This is a genomic window from Treponema ruminis, assembly GCF_014201975.1.
GTDB classification, from domain to species: domain Bacteria; phylum Spirochaetota; class Spirochaetia; order Treponematales; family Treponemataceae; genus Treponema_D; species Treponema_D ruminis.
Genome location: NZ_JACHFQ010000003.1, coordinates 115541 through 132306, shown reverse-complemented (window position 1 = coordinate 132306; position 16766 = coordinate 115541). Strand labels below are relative to the sequence as shown.

Annotated in this window: 11 protein-coding genes; 4 read left to right on the top strand and 7 right to left on the bottom strand. The window is 45.6% G+C overall.

Annotation, left to right across the window (positions count from 1 at the left end; genetic code table 11):
• Window positions 1-9: 9 nt before the first annotated feature.
• Entirely contained in the window at window positions 10-1194 is a 1185-nt protein-coding gene (locus HNP76_RS05070) for a DEAD/DEAH box helicase (RefSeq protein WP_184658141.1), read from the bottom strand.
• A gap of 51 nt (window positions 1195-1245) precedes the next feature.
• On the opposite strand from HNP76_RS05070, the gene HNP76_RS05065 reads away from it, so the two are divergent.
• Complete coding sequence (locus HNP76_RS05065; RefSeq protein WP_184658140.1) at window positions 1246-2358, top strand: glycosyltransferase family 4 protein; 1113 nt, start codon at window positions 1246-1248, stop codon at window positions 2356-2358.
• Window positions 2359-2467: 109 nt separating this feature from the next.
• On the opposite strand, the gene HNP76_RS05060 is transcribed toward HNP76_RS05065, so the two are convergent.
• Genes HNP76_RS05060 through HNP76_RS05035 form a run of 6 tightly spaced genes read right to left on the bottom strand, consistent with a single transcriptional unit; the run spans window position 2468 to window position 8115 of the window.
• Window positions 2468-3016 carry an ATP-binding protein gene (locus tag HNP76_RS05060; RefSeq protein WP_184658138.1) on the bottom strand — a complete coding sequence of 183 codons (549 nt, stop codon included), beginning with the start codon at window positions 3014-3016 and terminating at the stop codon, window positions 2468-2470.
• A gap of 18 nt (window positions 3017-3034) precedes the next feature.
• Complete coding sequence (locus tag HNP76_RS05055; RefSeq protein WP_184658136.1) at window positions 3035-3373, bottom strand: anti-sigma factor antagonist; 339 nt, start codon at window positions 3371-3373, stop codon at window positions 3035-3037.
• Between the two features lie 18 nt (window positions 3374-3391).
• Window positions 3392-5047, bottom strand: a complete 1656-nt coding sequence (locus HNP76_RS05050; protein WP_184658134.1) for a GAF domain-containing SpoIIE family protein phosphatase — start codon at window positions 5045-5047, stop codon at window positions 3392-3394.
• A 55-nt stretch (window positions 5048-5102) separates the two neighbouring features.
• Window positions 5103-6026, bottom strand: coding sequence for a transcriptional regulator (locus HNP76_RS05045; RefSeq protein WP_184658132.1), 924 nt, complete (start codon window positions 6024-6026; stop codon window positions 5103-5105).
• The gene (locus tag HNP76_RS05040; protein ID WP_184658130.1) at window positions 6026-6745 is read right to left on the bottom strand and encodes a metallophosphoesterase family protein; all 720 of its coding nucleotides are present in this window, start codon (window positions 6743-6745) and stop codon (window positions 6026-6028) included. The genes HNP76_RS05045 and HNP76_RS05040 overlap by 1 nt, the downstream gene beginning before the upstream one ends.
• A gap of 8 nt (window positions 6746-6753) precedes the next feature.
• Window positions 6754-8115 carry a tetratricopeptide repeat protein gene (locus HNP76_RS05035; protein WP_184658128.1) on the bottom strand — a complete coding sequence of 454 codons (1362 nt, stop codon included), beginning with the start codon at window positions 8113-8115 and terminating at the stop codon, window positions 6754-6756.
• Between the two features lie 149 nt (window positions 8116-8264).
• Here HNP76_RS05035 and HNP76_RS05030 point away from each other — a divergent pair, with 149 nt between their 5' ends.
• The 3 genes from HNP76_RS05030 (at window position 8265) to HNP76_RS05020 (ending at window position 16714) form a co-directional block, all read left to right on the top strand.
• On the top strand, window positions 8265-10670 hold the full coding sequence (locus HNP76_RS05030) for an OmpA family protein (RefSeq protein ID WP_184658126.1): 2406 nt from the start codon (window positions 8265-8267) through the stop codon (window positions 10668-10670).
• 166 nt (window positions 10671-10836) lie between these two features.
• The gene (locus HNP76_RS05025) at window positions 10837-12687 is read left to right on the top strand and encodes a tetratricopeptide repeat protein (RefSeq protein WP_184658124.1); all 1851 of its coding nucleotides are present in this window, start codon (window positions 10837-10839) and stop codon (window positions 12685-12687) included.
• A 40-nt stretch (window positions 12688-12727) separates the two neighbouring features.
• A complete protein-coding gene (locus tag HNP76_RS05020) occupies window positions 12728-16714 on the top strand; it encodes a DUF6268 family outer membrane beta-barrel protein (protein ID WP_184658122.1) in 3987 nt (1328 codons plus the stop codon).
• Window positions 16715-16766 lie beyond the last annotated feature (52 nt).

Sequence of the window (16766 nt, the reverse complement as noted above, 5' to 3'; positions counted from 1 at the left end):
CTATGAATTTCAATTAACATCAGTGACTTCGTTTGGGTCAATAAGCTTGCCCTTGTAGAGCATTCTCGGGTAAACGGTGATTTTGAGTTTCTTTTCGATTGCGGCATATTTTCGCATTTCATAGGCGTCACCGATTACGATATTGATTCCCTGCTTGCCCATTCGTGCTGTTCGGCCGGCCCTGTGGATGAAAAAGTCGTCGTCGCTTGGCATGTCCATCTGGATTACATGGCTGATGTTTGGAATGTCCATGCCCCGGGCTACGAGATCGCTGGTTACGAGAATCTTGATTTTGCCGCTTCGGAAACGGTCAATCGTGGCCTTTCGTTCGGTTTTCTCGGTTTTGGCCGTGAGTGCGTAACATTCTATGTTTTTGTACTTCAATTTTGAGACAATATTTGCTACCTGATCGATTTTTGAAGTGAAAATAAGGGCTTTTTCCGGTTTTTCAGCGTTCAAGAGACTGCGGAGCGTGTCGATTTTGTCACGAGTTTCTGCAAAAAGGGCAAGATGGGTGATTCTTTTTCGGAGAACGTCTTCTGGCGGCAGGAACAAGGTCTTGAGGTCGCTTTCAGTGGTGCCGTTCTGCTTGATTCTTGTGCTCTGCAGGATTTTTTTAGTGCTGGCGGTAATTGTAGCGCTGGCTGCAATGAGCTGAATGTCCTTTTTCATCGCACAGATGAGCTCGATTGTCTGGTCGCGTAGCTCTGGAGAAATGAGGCGGTCAACCTCGTCAAGAACGACTGCTGCCGCTCCGTCAAGCTTGAGTTTTTTGAGGTGAAAAAGTTCTAGAAGTCGTGCAGGTCCTCCGATTACGACAAGAGGCTTTTCCTTGAGAAGTTCCGTCTGCCTTTTGATTGGGGCTCCGCCTACAAGAAGGGCCGCCTTGCTGTCTGAAACAAGCTGAACCTGACTCTTGATTTGGGAAGCAAGCTCGATGGTCGGTGAAATAATTACAATTTTGACTTCTTTTTTGGGATTTTCGAGTTTTTCGATGTTCTGCAAAAGGGGAAGGAGAAAGGCCAGGGTTTTTCCTGTGCCGGTTTCGCTTTGAAAGAGCAGGGAAGTTCCTGCAAGAATTTCCGGTATTGCCTGTGCCTGAACTGCACTTGGTTCTGTGATTCCGTTTGATGCAAGTTTTTCGATGTATTTGTCTTCGATTTTAAGTTCTGAAAATGATTTGATTGAATCCATATTTTTCTACTATAGCAGAGAATAAGAACTTTTGCTATAATTTATTGATTTATGAAAATAGGTATTGACACTTTTGGTTGTGAGCACGGTCGTTCTGGTATCGGTTCCTATCTAACTTCAATTTCTCAAAAGTTTCAGAATACAGACCAGGTTCAGTTCGAGCTTTTTGGAGCCGAAATCGACCGCTATACTTATGGCCGTGATTCAAATATCGGCTACGAATCCGTAATTTTGCCGGATGACGATCGTAGCGAAAAGCTCTGGCACATGTTCATTTCAAATGCCTTTGCCAAAAAACAAAAATACGATGCCATTCTTTTTCCGGCTTCATCCTATGCCATGCCTCTTTTCTTCAGCACCCCTTCCGTTGCAGTCGTAAATGACATCGTTTCCGAAAGTTTTGCCAGCAAGACTTTTGCCGAAAGGACGAGGATTAAATTCTGCCTCAAGCATGTAAATAAAATCATCGCTCCCAGTATGTATGTAAAAAAGGATTTGCGCCGTCTGGGAATCAATCAGGATAAGATAATCGTCGTCCACAATGGAATCAATCATTCCCTTTTCTATCAGCGTGAAATTTTCACCGGTGAAAGTGAGATGATTAAGCCTTTTGCAATCCGACGCCCGTATTTTTTATACGCTTCAACCCTTTCTTCTCCGCTCAAGCGCCATGTTGAGCTCATAAAGGGCTTTGAGATTTTCAAAAAAAAGACCAATCTTCCTCACCGCCTCGTGCTTTCTGGTTCAGAAGGAGCCTGTGCCGAGTCCGTCAAAAAGGCCGCCATGATTTCTCCCTATGCTTCGGATATTTTCATCACAGGCTATTTCCCCCACGAAAGTTTTCCTGCCCTTTATGCCGGCAGCGAGGGCTGTCTCTTCCCTTCTGAAATTGAGGGAGTAGGGCTTCCTGTTCTTGAGGCCATGGCCACAGGCGTTCCCGTAGCCTGTTCAAAATCCGGTGCCCTGCAGGAAATTGCTGGCGAAAAAGCCATTCTCTTTGACAGCTCAAATATCGAGGAAATAGCGGATTCAATCGAAAAAATTGCCGTTGACAGTAATCTACGCAAAAAAATGATAAAAGAAGGAATTGAGTGGGCTCAGAAATTCGACTGGCAGAAAACAGCCGATGAAACCCTAGAAGTTTTGAAATCTGTAATAAATTAGTAAAAGCAAAAAAACTGCCCTGCACGAAGCAGGGCCACAGCCAGAGAATTTTCGATAGAAAATTCTCGTACGAATCAAAAAATTACAGGAGGTAATTTTTTTGTTCGCTTTAGTCTTCTACAGCTACACCCAAGTGCTTTTTCTGGAATTTTTTGAGCATTGCTACACCGTTTCGTTTGCCGTTGTAAACATAGCCACCATCCCAGTACTCAAGGGCTGCGAAAAGTGCGTTACCCCCATCCTGATCGTCTGATTTCTTTGTACGGAAAGAAACGTAGTTTGCGAGCTGCTCAAAATCTGAATTGTGGAGAGCTTCAAGTCGTTTGCGGTTGAATTCGTTCCATTTTTCCAAGTCTTTGAAACCTTCACCTTCGTCCTGTACGATGAGGTGAGCGTGTGAAGGGCTGAATGAGTACCAAACCTTGACCTTTTTGTTGATGTCGCAGTTGTTACCATGTTTTACAGCGTTTTTGATAACTTCTGAAATCTGCTGTTCAAGAAGGTTGATTTCCTTAATCTCAAGTGGTGCTGACTGAACGATAAGAAGAGTGAAATAGCGGATCTGTCGGAAATCTGAAGGGAATTCCTTGTAGAGCATATTTGTTGTGTCGAACAATGGGTCATTGTCGTCTGAGCGCAGTTCTTTGATTTGTTCCATTTGTGTTTACCTCTCTTATTATTCATTTACCATGAGAAGAGCTTCTTCTACGCTGTTAGCGATAGGGAAGTATCCCATGAGTTTTGTAAGTTCAATGACCTTCTTTACAGAGCCATGGATGTTTGAGATTGCAAGCTTGAGGTTCATCTTCTTGATTGTTGAGCAGATGTAAATCAATGCACCGATTCCAGACGAGTCGATGTAGTCAACCTGCTCAAGGTTGATGATGAAGCTCTTTACATTTTTCTCAAGCATTTTCATGACGAGTTCCTTTAATTTATAGGAGTTGTAAAGATCCATTTCGCCGTTTACATCTATGATATAAACTTCTCCATTTTTTCTAATTTTCAGTTCCATAAATTTTAACTCCTTTAGTTACTGAATTTTAATCACAAGAAGAGTCTGGTCATCGCGCAGCGTTTCGTTACCAATAAACTTCTTGATATCGGTTTTTACCAGGTTAGCAATATCTTTACCCGGCAGTTTAGCATTCGCCTTTATGATATTAGTTAAGCTCACGAGGGAATATTGCTGTCCCTGTGCATTTAGAGCTTCAACCAAACCATCAGTATAACATATTATAATATCTCCTTGGCTTGCTGTAAACTCTATATCCTTGTAACTTGTCGTTTTTTCGATACCAATCGGCTCGCAAGTTACGGATACCTTTTCTACAGCTTCCTTAGAGGCATTATAACGGTAAACAGGAACGCTTCCACCTGTTGCAAGCTGGACTTTTTTGCTTGTTGGATCATAGTTGATAAGCGCGATTGAAGCAAAGTGGTCTGCGTTTGGTTCTGAACAGATGCCACGGTTTGCCCAGCTCAAGATTGTTCCTGCGGTTTGAGTTGTATTTACGATAAGACGGAACATGGCCCGGATCATTGCCATGACCAGCAATGAGTTCATTCCCTTACCAGCTACGTCCATTACGATGAAGGCAATGCGGTCGTTGCGGGCCGGAATTACATCGTATACGTCCGAACAAACGCCTGATGTATGCTCTGCGTATGTACCGATGTTGATGCCCGGCAAAGGAGGAAGCTTTTTGGGCAGGAATGAAATCTGGATGCCGGAAGCGATGTCTGCTTCCTTTGTGAGTTCCTGTTTGTCTGTATATTGCTTGAAGTTAAGTGCTGTCTTGAGGGCAGACTCAGCAAATTCTGTGAGGGTCTGGGCCCAGTCAAATTCCTTGTCGCCGAATGGGTCTGTTCCCGGATTGCGTGAAAGGGCAAGAACGCCTACAACGACGTCTTTACCCGGCATGCGCAATGGAAGGAAGATGAAGCTGCCAAGCTTTAAGAAGTCTTCCGGCTCGTTTTCGACGATGCGGTCGTCCATTTTTGGAACGGCGATAAGCTCAGCCTTGCCTGCGGTGGCAATTTCACCAAAGATATTGTCGCGGAGAGGAAACTGAGCGTATTTGAAGCTTGTTGATACGCGGAGAGGCTTGTGAGGCAAGTCTTCCGGGAGTTTGTATGGTGGCGGGAAGTCGCCGGTGAATGATTTGACAGTGATTAAGTCCTCAAATTCATCGACCATGAGGATTGCGCCACCGTTTGCGTTTGTTACTTCAACACAAGTCTTGTTGATTGTGTCGAGAAGATTCTGCATTCCGTCTTTGTCAGAGAATGAGTCAGCTGCTGCGGCAACGAAAGCCTTTCCTTTCTGGATGAGGTCAATCTTTTCTACCTGAATCTCTTCAACGACTATCTCCGGTTTGACTTCTTCTTTTTCTTCTTCGATGTCTTCTGCCTTAACATATTCCTGTGGCTTGCCAAATGCCAGCATTACACAATAAGGAATGAGCAGAATTGATGCAAAAAGGACAAGAAGAGCGAAACGCATCATGCCAGGATGAGTCGCCGTATAGATACATGCAAAAATTAATACTGCCAGCGCAAAGTATGAAATGAAACTAACCTTTGCTGTTTTTCTTACTTTAATGATTGTAAGAAGCACTGCGATTACGATTGAGACCGCAGCCGTACAGAACAGAGGAATGTAGGAAATTGCGTCTGATGTGAACATTTTGCTCCCTTAAATTTTTTAGATTTTATAATTGTAACATCGGAAGAAAATGACGTCAAGTTTTAATTTTCTTTTTAAAAATAAGCCCTTTTATCTTATTTTTGAAGTGTTTTACCGGAGATTCGCCAAAAGTCTTCATAAATGGGGCTGCGATGTCGTCCAAAGTGAGCTCTGAGCCGTACTTGTTTTTGATTTCGTCCCAGTAGTTGATCATCCAGACGTAGAGGTCGCTCTTGGTGCGGTGGCGGAAATACTTCATGATGTGGTACTTGTCGATTATGCTGATGACCGGGAAATAGACGTGGAAAAGCCATGACTGCATTGCCATGTCCATGCCGATTTCATCAGATTTGTTCATATTAATGTAGTATTTGTGGGTGAGGATGTGGTTGTAAATCACGTCGTACTGGCCCGGAACCGAAAAATCAAGGCTCCAGAAGTCAGTGACGTCGCCAAAGCCTGTCTCCGTGTAGAAAACCCTTTTTTCGTAGTTGATGACCTGCTTTGTCATCTTTTTGAGGGAGTCGCCCGGATGGAGCTTGATTTCGCTCTGAAGGCTTACGACCTCTGCATCGATGAATTCGACTCCGCGGGATTTTGCAACTGATACGCGGTGGTTTCCGTCACGCACGAAATATACTCCGCCCAGCTCGTAAAGTGAGATGGGGGGCAGGGGAATGTCGTTTATGTGGGCAATGTCGATGTGCTCCCATCTTGATTTGAGGTGCATGCTCTTTGGGAAGAAGCGGTTGTCAAAGTCGTTGTAACGGCCTTCGCTTCCTACGATTAATTTGACTGGAATTGTCTGCATGCCCTTGTATACTTCGTTTTCAGGTTTGAGCAGTTTTTTTATGTCTGAAAGGGAAATCAAAGTTGCTTCGTCAGGATTGAGGAAGTGCTGTACTTCGTTGAACAAGGCCTTGTGCCTTGCGCGCGAGAAATCCTCGTCTGACATGCTTGAAAGTACTGTTCCGCTCATTATTCACTCTCCAAATTTAGAATTGTGTAGCTGAATGCATTTACGACTGTAGTATCGCCGACCTGAGTCCTTCTAGGTGTATTCATGTCGTAAAGATGAATGTGACCGTGGACTAAATAAGTCGGCTGAAATTTTTTTATAAACCAATTGAAACAGTCAAATCCCTTGTGGCACGGATCTTCCTTGTCGTGGATGTGGCGGGGAGAAGCGTGCGTGAGGAAAATGTCCAGGTAAGTTCCGTAGCGGATCTTGTTGTAAAGAAGACGGGGAACCAGTTCCAGAAGCTTGAAGAACATCTGTGAGTTTGTGTACTGGCAGAGACCGTTGTTGTAGCGGATTGAACCTGATGCTCCTGCAATGAGAAGGGGGCGGGGCTTTTTGCCCGGTCGGGGAATCCTGAATTTCTTGTCCTTGATGACTTTAAAGCCTGCGTAAGTGGCTCCGAAACTTCCTTTGAGGTTGCCCATGCTCTGGTCTTCAAGCCAGGTCGGGTGGGCTCCTTTCTGCGGCCTCTGCTTGTGGTAGTAGCCGAAATCCTTGAGGTTGTGGTTTCCGAAGATGAAATATGTCTGCCGGTTTAGCGTGGAGACGATGAAGTCGATGTAGTCGGAAGGCAAATCCCCTGCGCACAAAATTAAATCTATGTCTTTAAAACGTTCTTTCGCTCCTGTGCTGTATACGAGCGGGTCAATTTGATCTGAGACGCAGAGAATCTTCATATTTTAACCTAAATACCTGCTTTTGCCAGAATTGCTTCGAGTTTTTCTCTGCTGACAAGCTCAATAGGACGGTTTTCTGCGAAGCGCATTGCCGATGAAGTGAATTCTGATGAAGTGCAGGCATATGCCTTTGCGCAGTTCTTTGACTTTGCCAAATCGAGGGTGCGGCGGACTTCGGCGTCTTCGATAGGGTCGGTGACACGGTAGAAGTTGAGCAGGAAGAGCTGCTTGCGAACGTTCATCCAGTCGTCTTTTTTAACCTCTGTGGCGATAATCTGGCAGCCCCATTTTGTTTCTTCGGCTGTCTGAGCGGCCATGCTGAATCCTGCAAGCGAAGCCTTTTTACAGATTTCGACGAATTCTGCGTTTGAGCTTGTGAGGAATTCCTTGAGGCTGTCGTTTGACTGCAAATCCTTGTATTCCGAGAGTTTTGCTGAAACGTCACGGAAGTTGCGGTTGATTTTGGCGATAATCTGCCACTGTTCGATGGCCTTGTCGATTTTTCTGTTCTTTTCGTAGCATGAAGCGAGGAAATATCTTGCGTAAAGGCTTTCCTGGGATTTTTCGTCCTTGCCGGCCTTGACTGCCTTTTCAAATTCGAGCTGGGCATTGTCCGTGGCTCCTGCCATCATGTAGCATGAACCGCGTTCGAGAAGGGCCCGCTGCTTGAATTCAGGGTCGCGGCAGGCTTTTTCAAATGACTTTACTGCTGCCGGGTAATCCTTGTTTTCTTTTTGAATTTTACCAAGATAATAGAAGGTTGAGTATGTCTCCGGGCTGAGCCTGAGGGCGTAGTCGATTGCCTTTTTGGCCTCGTTGAACTGCTTTGCACGGAAGAGGATCATGCCCATGCCGGCCCAGGCCTTTACATGCTTTTTGTTGAATTTGATTGCCTTTTGATAGAAGCCAAGGGCTGTCTCTGCGTTGCTCTGCTGCTCGTAAATCTTTGCGCACTGATAGAAATTTTCTGCGTTTGTAGGCTCCAGCTTGGTGAGAAGGAGAAATTCTTTGAGCGCTTCGTCCAGCTGGTTGAATTTGAGGTAGAGCTGTGAAAGCTGCTTGCGGAATTCGGCCTCCGGGAGCTGGGCATCGAAAAGTGCGTTGTTTGCGACAGTCTTAAATTCCATGAGGGCCAGTTCGTTTTTGCGGTCGGCCAGATAAGCCTTGCCGAGATAGTAATGTGCATGGTAATCCCGCGGGTCCTTTGCAATGAGGGATTTGGCGGCTTTTTGTGCCTGAGTAAATTTTTGCTGCTTTATGAGTTTGTTGATTCCATCGAGTTTTTTGGGAGCGGCTAAAGACTTTATTACAAAAACTCCGAGAAATCCGATGAGAACCAGAAGTATTAAAATGACTGCAACAACTACCATAGCAGAGTGGCTCCAAATTAATATAATTTTAAAATCAGTAAATAGTATATAACAAGTATTCATAATTAGCAATTAGTAATTAGCACTTGGCAATTAAGCGCGGGAGTTGTGAAAATCTGAGAATTTGCCGATAATTAGGAAGAATATATATGAAAAAGAATTTTATTTTATTTCCCTTGATTTTCTCACTTATTTTTACGCCTGCTTTTGCACAGAAAAAGAAAGCGTCTGCGGTAAAAAAGGCTAACAAGCCGGTCCCTGCCGCCGTCAATCCGACTACAACAAAGTCCCCGGAGGCTAAGACCGCCGTAGATAAGCTCAAAAAAACTCCGGCCAAAAAACAGAAAAAAGAGGCTGTCATTGTTTATAATGAAGATTTCGTTAAGGGCGAGGAACTTTTCCTTTTAAATAAGCCTGAGGAAGCAATCGCTTATTTTGAAAAATCCCTTCAGAGCGAGAACCTTGACCCCAAAGTTTATATTTATCTTGGTGTCTGCTACTATCAGATTGAGCAGTATGACAAATCCCTTGCAGTCTGCGTTCAGGGACTTGCAAAGGAAGAGACCGACCATAAAATCCTTGCCTACAATGCCGGAAATTCCTGCTATGCCATGGGAAACTACATGCGGGCCGATGCCAGCTATGCAATTGCCCTGCGCGAGGACGAAAATTATTCTCCGGCTGTCTTAAACCGTGCCAACGCCCAGCTTAAACTCGACCACTTGGGTGACGCAAAGGATAATTACATAAAATATCTGGAAATAGAGCCGGAAACACCCCAGCGTGAAAAAATCGAAGAGTTAATCCGTCTGCTTGAAGCTGAAATTGAGAGGCGGGCAAAGGAAAAGCCTGAGCTTGTAAACGCTGAATTCAACATCGAAAATGAAAAGATGGACCTTCCTGACGAGCTTGAGAAAATCCTTGCTGATGACATTCCCCAGGAAAAGAAGAGCGACGAAAAGGTGCCGAGCGAAATCGTTCATTCCGTTGCGCCGGAGCTGCCTAGCGAGCCTGTCGAAAAGAAGCCAATGGAGCGTGTTGATTCCGAAAAAATTGCTGAAAAGAAAGAGACTCCAATCATTCCTGAGCTTGTAGGACCTGACGGAGAGCCGCCATATATTCCTCCTGAACAGCTGATGCTGGCTCCAGTCGTAGTTGCAAAAGTTCCTGAGACAAAAGAAAACAGCGGACTTGCCCGCAATGCAGAAAAACTCAGGCTCGATGACGACATGAAGCGTTTTGAGGAAGAATACCGCCGCGAAATGGAAGAAGCTCGAAGGGCAGAGGAAGCGAGAAGGGCAGCCGAAGCTGAAGAAAGCCGCCGTAAAATAGAAGAAGAAGCCCGCATTGCCGAGGAAAAACGACGAAAGGCGGCTGAGGAAGAAGAAAAAATCGCAGCCCAGAAGCGAGCCCTTGAGGAAGAGCGAAGGAATCTTGAAAAGGCAAAGATGGATGCTGAAATCGAGGCCCAAAAGCGTGCGCTGGAAGAACAGCAGCGTAAAATGGAAGAATCGATGAGGGCTTTTGAGGAAAATCAGAAGCGTATCGCCGAGGAAAACCGCCGTAAAATGGAAGAAGATGCCCGAATTGCCGAAGAAAAACGCAAGATTGAGGAAGAAAGAAGGGCTTTCGAGGCAGAACAGCAGCGTGTAATGGAAGAAACCCGCAAAAAAGCTGAGGAAGAGGCAAAAATCAAGGCACAGGAAGAAATACGCAGGGCAGCCGAAGAAAAGGCCCAGAAGGAAGCCGAAGCTAAGGAAGCTGCCAAAAAAGCTGAAATGGCTAAATGGCCTGCACCTAAGCTTACTCTCGACGTCAAGGGCGGGGAAAAATTCACGCCGGATGGTGACGGACGAAATGACACCGTTACCTTCATGCCGGAAATTAAGTATCTTGAAGAGGCCCCTGAAAGCTGGAAGCTTGAAATAACCGACCCGAAAGGAAATCTTTTCCGCACAATCTCTGGTACAGGAAAATTGCCTGAATCAATTGAGTGGGATGGAAGAAGTGAGAGCGGGGAAGTCGTCGTTTCACGAAATACATACCGGGCTAATCTTACGGTAGTTCCCTGTCAGAAGGACAGAATGCGTACCGGCGAAATGAAAGCCCAGGTCTCTAAGGAAATCAACACGGGACTCCTGCTCCAGGTCGTCGTCCCGGGGCATGAATGGAAAATCGTCGTTCAGTCGATTGCCTTTGACCCCAACGCGGCAGGATTCAATAAAGTCACCAAGGAGCAGAAGCTTTCTAACGCCCAGACTCTCGATGAAGTTGCCGATGAAATCCGTGAGCTTGCAAAATCGGGCACGGAAGTAAACGTTATAATAGAAGGATATGCGAATAATATCAGCGGAACTGAAAAAGAGCAGAACGAAGAACTGCTTCCTTTGAGCCAGAAACGCGCAGAAACAATCGTAAAGGAGCTTATTAAGCGTGGAATTGACCCGAAACTCCTTACTCCGAAAGGTTTGGGCGGTGCAAGTCCTATTGCAGACAGGGACGACCGTGCCAACTGGTGGAAAAACAGGCGTGTTGAGTTCAGAATCACTCAGTAAAATGACTGGTATTGCGTAAAATCTCCAATTACTATACATTATTTCAGGAATGAGTTTAAAAAGTAAGTACAAGTTAATTTCTCTGTTTTTTTCTCTATTTGTCTGTGCATCCGTATATTCATATGATTTAACCTTTAAGGCTGAACCAAGTGCCATAATGCCATTCATGTCGTCCGGGGAAACCAAGTGGGACCCAATCGGCGGCGGCGGCTTTTTAAGTGCCGGCATGGATTTTCTGGGCTGCATCAATTTCGGCCCTTCCTTCGGTTATTTCATGATTCCCAAAAACAATAACGGCGAGCTTCTTGATGATGAGGCAAAATTCGTCTCCCTGATTCCTTTCGGCTTGCAGACCAATTTCTTCTTTTATCCTGCTGCCCGCATTGAATTCTCTCTTGGCGGTGCTGCCGGCTTTGGAATTGCCAAAAACGGAGCCTCTTCACACTTTGCTCCCTGGTACCGGGGCTTTGCTGACCTGGGCCTCCGTCTCAATCCTCACTGGACTGTCGGAGCAGGGGCTTCATATTTTGCATATCAGAACAACTCGTGGGTCGGAAATCCTGGAATTGCAGGCCTTACAGTCGGTCTGGCTTTAAAATTTCATCTTGAAACAGAAAGAAAAAGCAGCGGTGCCGGCTCTGTTGAGTGTACGAGCGACATTCCTGACAGCCTTTTCCCTCTTTTCTATACAATGTATAAGGAAAACCCATTCGGAACCATTTATATCAAAAACAATGAGTCCGCTGAAATCCGAAACGTTACCGTCACTTTCCGTGCAGAGGGCTATACTTCTTCCGAGCTTAAGTGCGGTTCAATTTCAAGCATCAGAAAGCGAAAGGTCAAGGAAGTTCCTTTCTTTGCTGACTTTTCCAAAAAAATCCTCGGATTTACTGAAGCCAGCAAAATCCCTGGTGAAATCATTGTCAGCTACGATTTACTTGGTGAGAGAAAAACTTCAATTTCGTCAGTCATCATTCCTGTTTACAACCGAACCCAGGTACGCTGGAACGACCCTCAGGCACTTGCCGCATATATTTCTTCTTCGGCTCCTGAAGTTCTGGAAGTTTCAAAGGTTCTCGTCGGTATCGCCCGAACAAAACTCCGCTCAGGCGTAAACCGCAACCTTCAGTTTGCAATGTATCTTCTTGAAGGATTGAGAATTGCCGGAATGAAATGTGAGAGCGACTTTGAGACTCCTTACAACCGCTTCCATCTTGATGAGGCTCTGCTCGATTCCATCCAGTATCCTTGCGATACGATTTTCTACAACGGCGGCGACTGTGACGACATCGGTATCCTTACCATGACTCTGCTTGAGTCGGTCGGTATTCACGGTGCCTATATTCCTATTGATGATGACTTTATCGTTCTTTTCGATACTGGTGTTGAAATGGACAAGGCTGACCGCTACTTCAACGGCACATCCCGCATCCTTGATATTGACGGCAATGTCTGGATTCCTCTTTCAATGCGAAGCCTGCAGGAAGGATTCATTAACAGCTGGCACAACGCGGCAAAAGTCATCAACATGATGCTTGAGACAGAAGCCGACCTTACCCTGGTTCCTCTTGAAGACGCCTGGAAACTCTATCCGTCAAACGGTTTTTCTACTATTAATGATAATGATAAGGATAAAAAGAACATTAACTTTAATGTTGATGAAAAACGGCTTGTTGCCTCTGCTGAAGTCGATATGGCCCGCTACGTCGCAACTGAGTTCGGTCCGAAAATTGAAAAGGTACAGAATGTCATAAAAAATGGTGGTGAAAATGCCGATAACTATAACCAGCTAGGTATGCTTTATGTTAGGGCCGGCATGTACAAGGAAGCTACGCAGGTTTATAAAAAATCTGCAAACATGGGAAATGTCACCGCCATGAATAACTTAGGCAATATTGCATCATTACATAAAGATTATCTAGAAGCAAAAAAGTGGTATGAGAGAGCAATTCAAAAAGATCCTGACAATGAAAGTGCCAAGAAGAATCTTGAGCGCATCATGGGGGAATTGGAGTAAAAGGCAAAAAGACATCTTCTCAAAAAAAATAATCCTCATCTTGGCTGCAGCTTTTCTTCCTTTGGCTGCAACTTTTGCCGATGGTGACGTGATTTTGAATGTGCACGGCTATTTGGGCGGTGTATTTTCAAGCAATTATGATGCCTTTCCTGTAACTTCAACCTATGGCGGCGGTGTAAAACTTGCTTACCGCACCCCCACAATTCTTGAAATTTCTACCGGATTTGATTATCTCATCCTTCCTCGCGAAACAAAAACTGACGAAACTTTGTCTTCGGCCTCGGCAATGCGAGCAAACGTCGGTCTTGGCTTTTATATTCCGATTTTTGAGCGTTTTTCAATCCTTCCTTTTGTAAATGCAGGTGTTTACAGCCTTTCGGTTTCTGATACGACGAAAAATTCCCTCTTTTTTGGAGGCGGAATTTCCTTTGCATATAAAATCAATCCCCATCTTTCTTTTGAAGCGCCCTTGATGGTTGAATTTAACCGCGGCGTTTTTTCTGATGTGGGAGCGGCACCCGGAATTACACTCAATGTCTCAAAAATGATTCGCCGTGACACGCTTATTTCCATGCAGGTAAAGGAAGTAAAGCCAGTCTTCCCGGTCTTGCACTCGTGGTACGAAAAAAATCCATTTGCGACTGTTGAAATCAAAAATGAAGAGGAGTGCGGAATCACCGACGTTTCAGTAAGCTTCTTCCAGGGCCAGTACATGGGCCAGCCCCAGCTCTGTGCCACAAGAAAGAGAGTGGAAAAGCAGGAAAGCTTTGACGTTGACCTGGTAGCCTTCTTTAACGAGCAGATGCTTGATTTGATTGAAAAGGTAGACTCTCTGGGCAGCGTAATCGTTGAATACCGGGTTCTTGGCCAGAAAAAGCGAAAGACCTTCCCGATTACCCTGGGAATTTACGGCCGTAACTCCATGTCTTGGGATGACGACCGCCGTGCAGCCGTTTTCGTTTCTTCAAAAGACCCGGCCGCCATGCTTTTCAGCCGCCATGTTACCAGCAGCGTGCGAAACAATTTGCGCTCAGGCGTTCCTTTGAACATTCAGTATGCCATGGGAATCTTTGAGGCTCTGGATGAATTCGGCATCAACTATGTAATCGACCCTAACTCTTCATATTCCGACAACGTTGGTTCTACATCCATCGACTTCTTGCAGTTCCCTTATCAGACTTTGATGTACCGTGGCGGTGACTGTGACGACCTTTCAATCCTCACTTGCTCCCTCTTCGAGTCAGTCGGCGTTCACACGGCATTTATTACGATTCCGGGACACATTTTCATCGCCTTTGACTCTGGCGTAAAGCAAAAAGATGCATGGAGATACTTCAACTCACTCGATGAATACATTCTTTCTGACGGCGAAGTCTGGGTTCCTCTTGAAATCACCCTTTCTGACGAGGGCTACACAAAAGCCTGGAGGGTAGGTGCACGAGAATGGCATGTCGCTGCCCGGACAAACGAAGCCATGCTCTACAAAATGCGTGACTCATGGGAACTTTACAAGCCGGTAGGTGTCTCTGGCGCCCAGGCAAAATTCTTGCTCCCGGAGAAAAAACAGCTTCTTTCAAGATTCTCTAACAGCGTCGACCACTGGATTACCCGCGAAATTGACCCGCAGATCCGTTCATTTAAGAACATGCTGGCCAAAAAAGAAGACCCTGGAGTCCGCAACGACTTTGGTATTCTTTATGTCCGTTACGGTCTGTTTGACGAGGCGGAAAAGCAGTTCCGAATTGCACGAAAATCAAACAATAAAAACGCCCTTCTCAACACGGCGAGTATGTATTATGCCAAGGAACAGTACGAAAATGCGGCCTACATGTACCGACAGGTAATCAATAATGACCCGAAAAATATCCTCGCATATCTTGGACTTGCCCGCTGTGCTTATGAGGTCGGTGACTACGAGACTTGTGACGATGCTTACGAAATGGTCCGCGAAAACGACATGGAACTGGCCATGGATTATGCCTATCTCGGTTCATTTGAGACAGTCCGGGGAAGGGCTTTCTCACTTTCTGAGCGACTTGAAAAAACAATCTGGGTTGGAAGCAATTCATTCATGAACGGTCAGTATGAAATCCTCGACAAGAGCATGTACGAGGAACCGAAAATCGGACTTTCAAACCCTTACATCCAGTCAACTCACATGGAATACAAAATTCCTGAAATCGAAAAGACAATCGTTAAAAAATACGATGAGAGCGACGAAGATGCTTTCACTGGCAGCATGTATGATGCAGTTGCCGAGCAGAAAACCGCTCTTGAAACATCTGGCGAAAGCCCGGCTCCTGCTACAGTTGCTCAGGCTGAGGGCCAAAAGCCTGCTGAAAAGACAGCCGGAAAGACTGGAAAGACTTCGAAGACTCAGGCTAAAAAGACAGCCTCAAAGACAGGAAAAACTTCCGCAAAGACCGGAAGTCCTGCTGATGGTGCTCTTTCTGCCGTTGCTTCTACGACTGGCGGGGCTGCTACAGGCGGTGCCGCTGTCGCTGGAGGGGCAGCCGGTGGGGCGGCTGGAGCAGGAAAGGGCATTGTTGGCGGAGGAATTTCTGGTATTACTGCTGCAATCCGGGCTTTGGGCGGCTCAAAAGAAACGAAAGAATCAAAAGAAAACGGACAGATTGTAAACTCTGACGAAAACACGACCCTTGCCGAAAATACCGCCATTTCTCAAGAAAATCTTGGCGAGCAGAACGAGCAGTTTGTTGAGGCAGACGAAAGCGAAGAAGTCGCCGAGTCGCCATATCAGATTGAGGGCGTAAGTGCGCCTGTTGCAGATATTTCTGAAGGGACTGATTCTTCAAATCAGATTGCCCGCGCTGAGCCTCATGAGAGTCAGACCGTAAGTGAATCAATCGCGGAGACTACGTCTGTTGTCGTTGAGACTGTTTCTAAGAAAGCCGAGCAGGTTGCCGAGGCTGTTTCAAAAACTACTGAAGCCGTGGTCGAGAGCGTTTCAAAGACGACTGAGGCTGTAGTCGAGAGCGTTTCAAAGACGACAGAAGCTGTGGTTGAGAGTGTTTCAAAGACAACTGAAGCCGTTGCAGAGCAGGTTACAAAGACGAAAGAGGCGGTTGCTGAGCAGGTTGAAAAAACTACCGAGGCAGTCGTTGAATTCGTAACGCCGATTGTTGACTCAATCACGGAAATCGTTGACCCGGAAGGAACGGCAAAACGAGTTGAGGCACGAAAAGAGGCGGCCGCTAAGAAAGAAGAAGAAAAACTTGCCAAAAAGGCAGAGAAAAAGGCTCAGGAAGAAAAGAAGGCCCAGGCTCGTACAGCGAGTGAATCTCGTACTGCAAGCAAATCTTATCCAGAAAACGAAAGACTTTCTGAGAGCGAGAGTATCCCAGAATCTCAAAACTCAGCCGAAGAATATATTTATATAGAAGAAAACTCGCCATCAGCCGATTATTCTCTCACCGAGACCGCCGACACTCCTGTTTATAGCGACAGCTCTGTTTATGACGACTCTCCAGCTGAGAGCGACACTCCTGTCGCTGAAAACGCTGACACCGAAAGCGAAAGCGGCTCTGTCACAGAGCGTGCCGAGCGGGCTGAGAGGGCTCTTTCACGAACTTCCGGCAAAAAGGACATGGCTATCCGCTTCTCTGACGGCCATACATGGCAGCGTGTAGCTGTAAATAAGGCAGAGAATAAGCCTAAAAAGTCAAAGAAATCTTCTGCTAAAATCACAAAGAAGAAGTCTCTCAGGGATTACATCTCATTCAGACAGGGTAAGGCTAAAAAAGGCAAGTATCCTTATGAAGCTCCAAGAGAAAGCCGAAACATTTCACTGATTCAGGCCGTTTACGAGGATGACTTGAAGAAAAAACGCTTCTACGTTCCACTCGGCCGCTTTAATAATTTCCGGGATGCCTACCTCTTCTGGCTGGCTCACCCTGAGTATCCGGCTGTCATTGTCCGCGTCGGCTATTCAGAATTTGAGGTAAGGGCAGGGGATTACAGCGAAAAGGAATATAATTTCCTCAAATCCCTGCTAAATAATTTGTAAATAAGAAAATACATAGGAAAAAATTTTCCGAAAATATTGAAAATCGATATTA

What these genes read in the sequence shown, in the direction of transcription:
- HNP76_RS05030 (WP_184658126.1), top strand. Translation starts at nt 8,265, where the DNA reads ATGAAAAAGAATTTTATTTTATTTCCCTTGATTTTCTCACTTATTTTT.
- HNP76_RS05070 (WP_184658141.1), bottom strand. Translation starts at nt 1,194, where the DNA reads ATGGATTCAATCAAATCATTTTCAGAACTTAAAATCGAAGACAAATAC.
- HNP76_RS05050 (WP_184658134.1), bottom strand. Translation starts at nt 5,047, where the DNA reads ATGTTCACATCAGACGCAATTTCCTACATTCCTCTGTTCTGTACGGCT.
- HNP76_RS05040 (WP_184658130.1), bottom strand. Translation starts at nt 6,745, where the DNA reads ATGAAGATTCTCTGCGTCTCAGATCAAATTGACCCGCTCGTATACAGC.
- HNP76_RS05025 (WP_184658124.1), top strand. Translation starts at nt 10,837, where the DNA reads ATGTCGTCCGGGGAAACCAAGTGGGACCCAATCGGCGGCGGCGGCTTT.
- HNP76_RS05055 (WP_184658136.1), bottom strand. Translation starts at nt 3,373, where the DNA reads ATGGAACTGAAAATTAGAAAAAATGGAGAAGTTTATATCATAGATGTA.
- HNP76_RS05045 (WP_184658132.1), bottom strand. Translation starts at nt 6,026, where the DNA reads ATGAGCGGAACAGTACTTTCAAGCATGTCAGACGAGGATTTCTCGCGC.
- HNP76_RS05035 (WP_184658128.1), bottom strand. Translation starts at nt 8,115, where the DNA reads ATGGTAGTTGTTGCAGTCATTTTAATACTTCTGGTTCTCATCGGATTT.
- HNP76_RS05065 (WP_184658140.1), top strand. Translation starts at nt 1,246, where the DNA reads ATGAAAATAGGTATTGACACTTTTGGTTGTGAGCACGGTCGTTCTGGT.
- HNP76_RS05060 (WP_184658138.1), bottom strand. Translation starts at nt 3,016, where the DNA reads ATGGAACAAATCAAAGAACTGCGCTCAGACGACAATGACCCATTGTTC.